This is a genomic window from Mesorhizobium xinjiangense, from assembly GCF_009749525.1.
GTDB classification, from domain to species: Bacteria; Pseudomonadota; Alphaproteobacteria; order Rhizobiales; family Rhizobiaceae; genus Mangrovimarina; species Mangrovimarina xinjiangensis.
The window spans coordinates 156093-167500 of the sequence record NZ_WOAC01000008.1 but is presented as its reverse complement, the minus strand read 5'-3'; the positions used below and the strand labels follow the sequence as shown (position 1 = coordinate 167500).

9 protein-coding genes and 1 rRNA gene (1 of these 10 only partly in view) are annotated in these 11408 nt (G+C 63.9%); 8 read left to right on the top strand and 2 right to left on the bottom strand.

What is annotated here, in order from left to right; translation table 11 throughout:
• Nucleotides 1–21: ribosomal RNA gene (locus GM909_RS10985) — 16S ribosomal RNA — on the bottom strand; it reaches 1466 nt to the left of the window's first position.
• An 800-nt stretch (nt 22–821) separates the two neighbouring features.
• Between GM909_RS10985 and GM909_RS10980 the strand changes: the two genes are divergently transcribed.
• Nucleotides 822–965, top strand: coding sequence for a hypothetical protein (locus GM909_RS10980; protein WP_157016431.1), 144 nt, complete (start codon nt 822–824; stop codon nt 963–965).
• Nucleotides 966–981: 16 nt separating this feature from the next.
• On the top strand, nt 982–2508 hold the full coding sequence (locus GM909_RS10975) for a hypothetical protein (protein WP_157016430.1): 1527 nt from the start codon (nt 982–984) through the stop codon (nt 2506–2508).
• A gap of 10 nt (nt 2509–2518) precedes the next feature.
• Here GM909_RS10975 and GM909_RS10970 read toward each other — a convergent pair whose 3' ends face one another.
• Nucleotides 2519–3490 (bottom strand): LysR family transcriptional regulator, encoded by a 972-nt coding sequence (locus GM909_RS10970; RefSeq protein ID WP_235911824.1) that lies wholly within the window; start codon nt 3488–3490, stop codon nt 2519–2521.
• 266 nt (nt 3491–3756) lie between these two features.
• Here GM909_RS10970 and chvE point away from each other — a divergent pair, with 266 nt between their 5' ends.
• The 6 genes from chvE (at nt 3757) to GM909_RS10940 (ending at nt 11392) form a co-directional block, all read left to right on the top strand.
• Nucleotides 3757–4824 (top strand): multiple monosaccharide ABC transporter substrate-binding protein, encoded by a 1068-nt coding sequence (chvE, locus tag GM909_RS10965; RefSeq protein ID WP_157016429.1) that lies wholly within the window; start codon nt 3757–3759, stop codon nt 4822–4824.
• 120 nt (nt 4825–4944) lie between these two features.
• Nucleotides 4945–6489: a multiple monosaccharide ABC transporter ATP-binding protein gene (gene mmsA, locus GM909_RS10960; protein WP_157016428.1), complete on the top strand. Its 1545-nt coding sequence runs from the start codon at nt 4945–4947 to the stop codon at nt 6487–6489.
• A gap of 7 nt (nt 6490–6496) precedes the next feature.
• A complete protein-coding gene (mmsB, locus tag GM909_RS10955; protein ID WP_157016427.1) occupies nt 6497–7702 on the top strand; it encodes a multiple monosaccharide ABC transporter permease in 1206 nt (401 codons plus the stop codon).
• Between the two features lie 2 nt (nt 7703–7704).
• Nucleotides 7705–8706, top strand: a complete 1002-nt coding sequence (araD1, locus tag GM909_RS10950; RefSeq protein WP_157016426.1) for an AraD1 family protein — start codon at nt 7705–7707, stop codon at nt 8704–8706.
• A gap of 21 nt (nt 8707–8727) precedes the next feature.
• The gene (gene araD / locus GM909_RS10945) at nt 8728–10470 is read left to right on the top strand and encodes an L-arabinonate dehydratase (RefSeq protein ID WP_157016425.1); all 1743 of its coding nucleotides are present in this window, start codon (nt 8728–8730) and stop codon (nt 10468–10470) included.
• A gap of 4 nt (nt 10471–10474) precedes the next feature.
• Nucleotides 10475–11392 (top strand): Gfo/Idh/MocA family protein, encoded by a 918-nt coding sequence (locus tag GM909_RS10940; protein WP_157016442.1) that lies wholly within the window; start codon nt 10475–10477, stop codon nt 11390–11392.
• Nucleotides 11393–11408 lie beyond the last annotated feature (16 nt).

Genomic DNA, 11408 nt, shown 5'->3' with positions numbered 1-11408 from the left:
CAGGATCAAACTCTCATGTTTGAAAGACTTGATTTGGCTTTAATTGGTCACGCTTGAATCGACGAGAACATTCACACCGTCCCTCAACGAAAATTCCGTCGATCCCAAAGGATCGGCGAAAATATCTCCGTCAAAAGAACGTGTAACTTTCTCTCGAAACGTGTCCGCCAAAGTCTCTTCAAGCCTCAAATCCCTTCCAGGACCCGAGACCCGCAGGAACCTTGCCGCCCACGTTTCTCTTTCTTCCAATATTCAATTGTCAAAGAACAGACACCGCATACGCAATGTCATCGGCCGTTACGCTTGCGCCTTCCAGCCTTCTCGAGTGTCGCTCACGCGGCTCTCTTGATTAACCCAAACACAAGGGCGAAGCTCTCTGCCGCCAGCGGCACCGCCGCCCTCGTTGGTGAGGCGTATATAGTCGCCACCAATCCATACTGTCAACTCAACAAACAAACTTTTTTGGACCTTTTGCAGACAGCTTCGGCCGTCCCGTTGCCGGAAAGTTTTAAGTCATTGAAATTACATTGAAAATCAATTATTCACAGGCGGCGACGAGGCCTCCTTCCGGGTACGGCAGCGCTGCATTCCTGCGCAATGGCGGCTTGCAGGGGCCGGCGGGCCGGGATTTTCGGTTTCGTGCGGGCATCGCATGGCCTGGCCGCAGGGCCGGCGACCCATCTTCTGCCGGGCTCCCGCATAGGCCGGCCGGCATCGACGTCGATGAGCGGTGTTCCTCCTGTGACAATGTTCATAGACGGCGCACGTCCAGCATGGGATAATTGTCATTCTGGTGATCGTGACATTGACGGAGCGGTTCCATGCAACTTCCTACGCGCAACCATCGCCTGTCGATCCTCCTGCTGGCGCTAGCGGCGCTGGCCGTCGCATCGGCACCCGCATTCCATATCGAAACCGCCGCGCTGGCGCAGGAATGCCCGAACGGCAACTGCCCGAAACAATGAACCGGGAGAGAGTGCCATGCTTGCCCTGTTCTCCTCGCCCGCATTCTGGTTCGGGGCGGCCGTTCTGTCGTTCAGCCAGGTCGGCAAGTTCTGCGAATTCTCGGCACCGCAGACGACGCCCAGCCCGCGCTCCAACCTGATCGCGCAATTGCGCCCAAGGGACTTTACGGATGCCTGGACGTTCAATGCGGCGCTCGCGGCGTTCCTCCTCGCCTCCTTTGCGGCCTATACCCTGCTTTGCTCCGTGCCGCCCGGCGTGCTGGAAGGCTGGATGACGATCGCCGGCGGCGACAGCGGACGGTCGCACCTGACGGATCCCTCCATCTTCCCATTGATTGTCGCGGCCATGATGGTCGGCCTCACCCAACCCTTTCCCGGCCTGGACAGGATCGCCAATTTCCAGAAGGAGGTCTTCCATCGCTGGATCGGCATACCCGAGCATGTCGCCCGCATTTCGGCGCATTTCGCCGACGAGATCCTGGCCCGCAGCGATGGGCCCGAAGCCCTGGCGGCAGAGTTGGAGCAGATGCTGAGCGACCAGTGGATTCACAGGATCGGCGCCTTTGCCGACACGAGCTTCTACAGCGACTATGTCGGCCAGATGAAGCTCGACCGGCAGGCCGAACTTGACGAGATCCGGCAGGGATCGTCGCGCGAGAAGCGCTTCGTCGTGCAAGACCTGATCTTTGCCGCCGCGGTGGCCACGGTCAAGAGCGGCGGCGGGCGCGCACTGCCCAAGCTCGCCAAGGCGCTCGCCGTCTCGATGCCGGACCAGGAACGCCGGCCGAAAGCCTGGAGCAGCGGCATTCTCGTCTTTCTCCTGTGTGCCGTCGTGCTTTGGGTCGTGCTGCCCATGTCGTCGATGCAGACCTTTGTCGACGGCGCGCTCGGCAAACGCGAGAGCTGGGATTTCTGGCCGGCCTCGCCCGCCATGTCCGGCCTGTATCTGCTGTCGAATTACGTGCCCCTCTTCTTCGCCGTGGTCGTCGTCAACATGCTGGCGCTCGAGCGACTGTCGTCGGGCTCGGAAACGGACGATCGTTCGGTATCCGCCATCGTCGAGCGATATGCCCTGCCGATCGTCCTCGTCGTGGTTGCGATCATTCTCTATGATTACGCCCAGGCGCTGATGGACCGCGGCGCATTCGACGGCGCCTATGACGGTTCGGTCTGGACATTCATCATCCGCAGGCTGCCGTTCTTCTGCCTGCACGCCATGGCGCCGGCCATTGCCGCGCTCATCCTGGTCGTCTTCACCATTCGCGCCGACCTGCGCAGCACGCTGCGCGAACGTATCGCCTGGGCCGCGGGCCTCGCCGCGATCGTCGGTCTCGTCTCCTACTTCTATGCCGTCGGCCGCCTGGAGTTTCAGTTCCAGGCCCCGCCGGATGCCGGCCGCGACTTTCGTTATCTCGTCGTCGTTCTCCACGTGGCTTCCGCCCTGGTGGCCTTCGCGGCCGTCAACTTCGCCATCCGCCGCCACGCCGCGCGATTCGTGAGGACGGCGCCTGGCGGCACGTCGCGCCAGGCGGCACGGGCATGAGTGGCGTCCTTCATTGTCCCGGCGCGGCGCGCGCGGCGGTGGCGATCATCTCGAACATGACTTCCGAGGCCGGAGAGAGAGAACGCTGTGCGTGAAGGATCAGGGAATAGGGTTCGACCCTGATCTCTTCATCCACCGGCAGTTCGACGATACGGGCATTCATCCCCTCCTCGCCGCCATAGAAGTCTGCCGCCGCCTTGGCCACCGGCGCAATCGCGTTCGATCGGCTGATATAAGCGAGCGTCAACAACAGCGACGAGGTGCCGAGCACCTTGTCGGGCAGGGCGATGCCGCGCGCCATCAGGTGGGCTTCCACCGTACGCCGCAAAAGCCCGCCCGGCGCCTGCAGCACCCAGTCATAAGCCACGCAATCCTCGAGCGCGACGCTGGTCCGCCGTGTCAGGGGATGGCCGCTGCGCACGATCAGGCTGATCGGTTCCTCCGCGATCAGCCGCGTCTCGAACATCTTTGGATCGACATCGCCGAGAATGCGCCCGATGAAGAAGTCGACCCGCGCCGCCATTAGGGCCTCCGCCAGGCGGTCGCTCGTGTCGACGCTGACCGTGATCGAGATGCCCGGATGGGTCAGCCGCGCCTGGCGCAACGCCGGCAGCACGAGGTCGAGCGCCGGTCCGGTCACCGCGCCGATGGAAACGGAGCCCTGCATGCCGCGCTCCATCTCGCTGATCTCGCGCGCCGCGTCGTCCAGCCCCTGCAGCGTCGCCCGCGCCCTGTCGGCAAGGCGTTCGCCATAGGCCGTCAGGACGATGCCGCGCGCATGACGCGCGTAAAGCGGCACGCCGACGATCGCTTCGACCTCGGACGCCATGCGCGAAGCTGCAGGCTGCGAGATCGCCAGTTGCGCCGCCGCCGCGCTCATCTGGCCCGTCTCCTTCAAGGCGACCACCAGACGCAGATGGGTGAGCTTCAGTCCGCGGCGTATGAGGATGCCGCTTTCAAAGGGCTTCGTCCGGTCGTTCACGCATTGGCTCCATTCAATAAATATATCAGAATCGGCATATCAATCGTCGAAGTTCGCATTTGACCTGCATATCACCCCTTCATAGGACTGTCAGGCCTCGCGGGGGCGGCAGACAGATCGCAAGCAGCCGCGGGAGGATGGGAGGAACGACTTCTTCGCGGCCGGCACCGTCTTTGCCGCCCGAACCGTTTCCGTCTCGATCTGCAATTCGCCAGTCCGGCAACGCCGCCGCTTCGAGCGGCACGTCTATTTATTGGGAGGACCAGATGAAACTTCTGACACTTGCACTGGCGACGACGGCTATCGTCGCCGCCTCTTTCACCGGCCCGGCCGGCGCGCAGGAAAAAGGAACGGTCGGCATCGCCATGCCGACGAAATCCTCGGCCCGCTGGATTTCCGACGGCCAGAGCATGGTCAAGCAGTTCGAAGACGCCGGCTATTCGACCGACCTGCAATATGCCGAGGACGACATCCCCAACCAGCTCGCCCAGATCGAGAACATGATCACCAAGGGGGTCGACGCGCTGGTGATTGCCGCCATCGACGGCACCACGCTGTCCAATGCGCTCGCCAACGCCGATGCGGCCGGTATCGAGGTCATCGCCTATGACCGGCTGATCCGCGACAGCGCGCATGTCGACTATTACGCCACCTTCGACAATTTCAAGGTCGGCGTGCAGCAGGCCAACACGCTGGTCGACGGACTCAAGGAGCGCTTCCCGGACGCCGAGCCCTGGAATGTCGAGTTGTTCGGCGGCTCACCGGACGACAACAACGCCTACTTCTTCTATGACGGCGCCATGTCGGTGCTGCAGCCGCTGATCGACGAAGGCAAGATCGTCATTGCGTCCGGCCAGATGGGCATGGACACGGTCGGCACGCTGCGCTGGGACGGCTCCGTCGCCCAGGCACGCATGGATAACCTGCTTTCGGCCAACTACACCGGCAAGACCGTGCACGGCGTACTGTCGCCCTATGACGGCCTGTCGATCGGCATCATCTCCTCGCTCAAGGGCGTCGGCTACGGCTCCGGCGACATGAAAATGCCGATCGTTTCCGGCCAGGATGCCGAGATCCCTTCGGTCAAGGCGATCCTGCGCGGCGAGCAATATTCCACCATCTTCAAGGACACGCGTGAACTGGCCCGTGTCACGGTGGGCATGGTCGATGCGGTGCTCGGCGGCGGCGAGCCGGAAATCAACGACACCGAGACCTACGACAACGGCGTGAAGGTCGTGCCGTCCTATCTCCTGGAGCCCCTGCCCGTTACGGCGGCCAACTGGGAAGAGAGGCTCGTAGACACCGGCTACTACACCAAAGACCAGGTCCAGTAGCCGCAACCTGTCTGCCTCCCTCCCCCTTCGACAAGCTCAGGAGAGGGGAGGGATTGAGGGTGGGGTCCCGGCTAAGGCACCCCATCCTCGATAACCCCGCCTACCCTTAGGACGCGAGCCATGTCATCCGACATCATTCTCGAGATGCGCGACATCACCAAGACCTTTCCGGGGGTCGTCGCCCTCGACAGGGTCAATATCGAGGTCGAGCGCGGCGAGATCCATGCGCTGGTCGGCGAGAACGGCGCCGGCAAGTCGACCCTGATGAAGGTGCTGAGCGGCGTCTATCCGCATGGCTCCTACGAAGGCCAGATCGTCTACAACGGCGAGGAGAAGGCCTTTCGCGGCGTTGCCGACAGCGAGCGTGAAGGCATCATCATCATCCACCAGGAGCTGGCGCTGGTGCCGCTCCTGTCGATCGCCGAGAACATCTTCCTCGGCAACGAACGCGCCCGACGCGGCATCGTCGACTGGCGCGAGACCAACCGGCGAACCCGCGAACTCCTGGCCCGGGTCGGGCTCACCGAGCACCCCGAGACGAAGATCACCAATATCGGGCTCGGCAAGCAACAGCTCGTCGAGATCGCCAAGGCGCTGTCGAAGGAAGTCAAGCTTCTCATCCTCGATGAGCCGACCTCCTCGCTCAATGAAAAGGACAGCGACGCGCTGCTCGATCTGTTGAAGGAGTTCCGCGAGCGCGGCATCTCCTCCATCCTCATTTCGCACAAGCTCAACGAGATCTCGAAGGTCGCCGATACGATCACCGTGCTGCGCGATGGGGCAACCATCGGCACGATCGACTGCAGCGCCGGGCCGGTGAGCGAGGACCGCATCATTCGCGACATGGTCGGCCGTTCGCTGTCCGACCGCTATCCGCCGCGCACGCCGAAGATCGGCGAGACGGTCTTCGAGGTGAAGAACTGGACCGTCCATCACCCGATCCACACCGAGCGCAAAGTGGTCGACGACGCCAACCTGTCGGTGCGCCGCGGCGAGGTCGTCGGCATTGCCGGGCTGATGGGCGCGGGACGCACCGAGCTCGCCATGAGCCTGTTCGGCCGCGCTTATGGCCAGAATATCTCCGGCGAGGTGCTGATCGACGGCCGGCCGGCCGACGTTTCCACCATCCGGCGCGCCATCGACGCCGGCCTCGCCTACGCCACCGAGGACCGCAAGACCTACGGCCTGGTGCTCGACGAGACGATCCGGCGCAACATCCCGCTGGCCAAGCTGGAGGCGGTGGCGTCCAACATGGTGGTCGACGAGCGCCGCGAGCAGGCGGTGGCCGAGCAGTTCCGCGACAAGATCAACATCAAGTGCTCCTCGGTGGCGCAGGAGGCGGTCAACCTTTCGGGCGGCAACCAACAGAAGGTGGTGCTGTCGAAATGGCTGTTCGCCGACCCCGACATCCTCATCCTCGACGAGCCGACGCGCGGCATCGACGTTGGCGCCAAATTCGAGATCTACACGATCATTCGCGACCTGGCGGCGGCCGGCAAGGCCATCGTCGTCATCTCGTCGGAAATGCCGGAGCTGCTGGGCATTTCCGACCGTCTCTACGTGATGAACGAAGGCCGCATCGTCGGTGAGCTGCCGACGGCGGAAGCCACCCAGGAGCGCATCATGTCGATGATCATCAAATCGGCAGGACAATTGGCTGGATAACAAGACTATGACCGAAATCGTATCGTCCGCTCAGGGCGCCACAACCGGCGCCAAATCCTCTTTCGGCTTTCTGCGCAACCATCTGCGCGAATACGGGATCCTGTTCGCGCTCGTGGCGATCATGGCGTTCTTCCAGATCGTCACCGGCGGCATTCTGCTGAAACCGGTCAACCTGACCAACCTGATCCTGCAGAACAGCTACATCGTCATTATGGCGATCGGCATGCTGTTGGTCATCGTCGGCGGCAATATCGACCTGTCGGTCGGCTCGGTGCTCGGCTTCATCGGCGCGCTCGCCGCCGTCATGATCGTCAACTGGGAAGTCAATTACGTCGTGACCGGGATCATCTGCCTGGCCGCGGGCGCCTTGATCGGCGCCGCGCAGGGGTTCTGGGTCGCCTATTACAAGATCCCCTCCTTCATCGTCACGCTCGCCGGCATGCTGGTCTTCAAGGGGCTGACGCTGTGGCTACTGGAAGGCCAGTCCATCGGCCCCTTCCCGCGCCACTTCCAGCTGATCGCCTCCGGCTTCATTCCCGATATCTTCGGCGCCGAGAACATCAACCTGTTCTCGCTCGTCCTCGGCGTTGTCGCGGCTGTGGCCCTGCTCTTCCTGGCGGCGCGCAACAGGCTGCATCAGCAGAAGTCCGGCATCGTCGACGAGCCGTTCGCCTTCTTCCTGGTAAAGAACGCGGTCATCGCCCTGGCGATCGTCTATATGAGCTATCTCATGGCGACGTTCCGCGGCCTGCCGAACGTCTTTATCATCATGGCGCTCCTGATCGCCGTCTATTCCTTCCTCGCCGGGCGCACGACCATCGGCCGGCGCATCTACGCCATCGGCGGCAACGAAAAGGCGGCCAAGCTCTCCGGCATCAACACCGAACGGCTGACCTTCCTGACCTTCGTCAACATGGGCATGCTGGCCGCGCTGGCCGGCCTCGTCTTCGCCGCCCGTTTGAACACCGCCACGCCCAAGGCCGGCCTCGCCTTCGAACTCGACGTGATCGCAGCCGTCTTCATTGGCGGCGCCTCGATGTCGGGCGGCGTCGGCACGATCGTCGGCGCCGTCGTCGGCGCCTTCATCATGGGTGTGATGAACAACGGCATGTCGATCATGGGCATCGGCATCGACTGGCAGCAGGTCATCAAGGGCCTGGTGCTGCTCGCCGCCGTCATCTTCGACGTCTACAACAAGAACAAGGCTGCCTGACCATGCTCCTTTCCCAGATCAAGACACCGGACGGCGCGCTGCGCGTCGTCGCCCGCGAGGGCACCGAAGCCTATGAATTGCGCGACGCCGCAAGCGTCTATCAACTGGCACTCGACTGCGCCAAAAGCGGCGAGACCATTGCCGCCCGGATCGCCAAGCTGGGCTTCGCCGCCCCCGTCGATCTCGAGCGGGCCTATGAAGAAGGCCGCCTGCTGCCGCCGATCCTCCACCCGGATCCGGCGCACCTGCATCTGACCGGCACCGGGCTGACGCATCTGGGGTCGGCCTCGACGCGCGATTCCATGCACCAGCAGCACAAGGCCGACGAGGCGGAGATGACGGACTCCATGCGCATGTTCCGCATGGGGCTCGAGGGCGGAAAGCCGGCCAATGGCCAGCCCGGCGTGCAGCCGGAATGGTTCTACAAGGGCAACGGTCACGCCGTGGCGGCGCCCGGCGCACCGCTGGCCTCGCCGCCCTTTGCCGACGATGCCGGCGAGGAACCCGAAATTGCCGGCATTTATGTCGTCGGCAACGACGGCACGGTCTTTCGTGTGGGATTCGCACTGTCGAACGAATTTTCCGACCATGTGATGGAGCGCGTGAACTATCTCTATCTCGCCCATTCCAAGCTGCGCCCGGCATCCTTCGGCCCCGAAATCCTGATCGGCGACCTGCCGCAGGACATCCGCGGCACCTCGCGCATCGTGCGTGGCGACAAGGCGATCTTCGAAAAGCCGTTCCTGTCGGGCGAGGCCAACATGTCGCACACCATCTCCAATCTGGAGCACCACCATTTCAAGTACGGGCTCTTCCGCCAGCCGGGCGATGTCCATGTCCACATGTTCGGCACGGCGACGCTCTCCTTCGCCGAAGGCGTGCGCACCGAGCCGGGCGACCGCTTCGAGATCGAGGCGCCGGAATTCGGCCTTGCACTGAAAAATCCCGTTGACGCAACCGCGGGGCCGGAACGCGACGAAGTCGTCGCCGTGAAAGCACTTTAGGCAAAGGCAAACGAGAACCCCATGACATTCAAGAAGGCCGAATGGCCGCGCAGATTGCGCTCTCAGGAATGGTATGGCGGCGACAGCCGCGACAACATCTATCACCGCTCCTGGATGAAGAACCAGGGCCTGCCGGCCGACCTGTTCGACGGCCGGCCGGTCGTCGGCATCTGCAACACCTGGTCGGAACTGACCCCGTGCAACGCGCATCTGCGCGACCTCGCGCAGCGGGTGAAGCACGGCGTCTACGAGGCCGGCGGCCTGCCGGTCGAGTTTCCCGTGTTCTCGCCGGGCGAGCCCTCCTTGCGCCCGACGGCGATGATGTACCGCAACCTGTGCTCGATGGACGTGGAGGAGGCGCTGCGCGCCAATCCGGTCGACGGGGTGGTGCTGTTGGCGGGCTGCGACAAGACCACGCCGGCGCTGCTGATGGGCGCGGCGAGCGTCGATCTGCCGGCCATCGTCGTCTCGGGCGGGCCGATGCTCAATGGCTGGTTCCGCGGCGAACGCGTCGGGTCGGGCACCGCGCTGTGGCAGATGTCGGAGGACATCAAGGCCGGCAAGATGTCACGCGCCGATTTCCTGGAGGCCGAGGCCTCCATGTCGCGCTCGCCGGGTTCCTGCAACACGATGGGCACCGCCTCCACCATGGCCTCGATGGCCGAGGCGCTCGGAATGGCGCTTTCGGGCAATGCGGCCATTCCGGCCGTCGACAGCCGCCGCCGCGTCATGGCGCATCTGACGGGCCGGCGCATCGTCGATATGGTCAAGGACGATCTGAAACCCTCCGACATCCTCACCCGCGAGGCTTTCGAAAACGCCATCCGCACCAATGGCGCCATCGGCGGCTCGACCAATGCGGTGGTGCATCTCCTGGCGCTCGCCGGGCGTATCGGCGTCGACCTGACGCTGGACGACTGGGACCGGCTCGGCCGCGACATCCCGACCATCGTCAATCTGATGCCCTCGGGCAAATATCTGATGGAAGAGTTCTTCTATGCCGGCGGCCTGCCGGTGGTGCTGAAGATGCTGCTCGATGCGGGCAAGCTCAATGGCGACGCGCTGACGGTCGCCGGCAAGCCGGTCAGCGACGAACTCACCGAGGTGCGCAACTGGAACGAGGACGTCATCCGCCCGGTCGAAAAGGCGCTGACGCAGCAAGGCGGCATCGCCGTCTTGCGCGGCAACCTGGCGCCCAATGGCGCGGTCATCAAGCCCTCGGCCGCCAGCGAGCGTCTGATGAAGCATCGCGGCCGCGCCGTGGTGTTCGAGGACATCGACGACTACAAGGCCAAGATCAACGACGAGACGCTCGACATCGACGAGACCTCGATCATGGTCTTGAAGAATTGCGGGCCGAAGGGCTATCCGGGCATGGCCGAGGTGGGCAATATGGGCCTGCCGCCGAAGGTCTTGCGCAAGGGCATCACCGACATGGTGCGCATTTCGGATGCGCGCATGTCGGGCACGGCCTATGGAACCGTGGTGCTGCACACCTCGCCTGAAGCCGCCGTCGGCGGGCCGCTGGCGGTGGTGCGCGACGGCGACATGATCGAGATCGACGTGCCGGGACGCCGCCTGCATCTCGACATCTCCGGGGCGGAGCTCGAACGGCGTCTGGCGGCATGGGCTCCTGCGGTGGAGACGCCCGAAAGCGGTTATGCCCGGCTTTTCCACACCCATGTGCAGGGCGCCGACACCGGCGCGGATTTCGATTTCCTCAAAGGCGGACGCGGAAAGGCGGTGCCCCGTGACAGCCACTGAGCCGATGAAGATCGCCATTGCCGGCGTCGGCAAGATCGCTCGCGACCAGCACATTCCCTCGATCGCGAAAAGCCCGGCCTTCGATCTGGCAGCCACAGTGAGCCGCCACGCGAGCGTCGAAGGCGTCGATCACTTCGAAACGATGGAGACCTTTCTGGCGGCGCGCCCCGATGTGAGCACGGTAGCGCTCTGCGTGCCGCCGCAGGTGCGCTTCGAGATGGCCCGGGCAGCACTCGAGGCGGGCCGCCACGTGCTTCTGGAAAAGCCGCCCGGCGCCACCGTCGCCGAGGTCCACACGCTCGCAGGCCTCGCCACCGAGCGCGGCCTCACCCTCTTTGCCACCTGGCATTCACGCTTTGCGCCCGCCGTGGCACCGGCAAAGGCGTGGCTGGCCGACAAGAATATCCGCCGGGTGGAAATCATCTGGAAGGAGGACGTGCGGCGCTGGCATCCGGGCCAGGAATGGATCTGGCAGGCCGGTGGCGTCGGCATCTTCGATCCCGGCATCAACGCGCTGTCGATCCTCACCGAGATCATGCCGCAGCCCGTTCACCTCACCGGGGCGGAGCTGGAATTCCCGCAAAACCGCGATACGCCGATCGCCGCGCGGCTTTCCTTTGCCGGGGCCGGCGGCGTCGCAGTCACAGCCGATTTCGACTGGCGCCAGACAGGGCCGCAAAGTTGGGACATCACGGTGGAAACCGACGGCGGAACGCTGTATCTCGGGGCCGGCGGAGCGACCATGGCGATCGACGGCAAGGAGATCCGCCAAGGCCCGGAAGCCGAATATGACGGCATCTATGCGCGCTTCGCCGAGCTCCTGCGCGCCGGCTCCAGCGAGGTCGACGTCTCGCCGCTGATCCATGTGGCCGACGCCTTCATGCTCGGCAAGCGGATCGTCACCGATCCATTCATCGAATAGGCTGCCCAATCGGCAG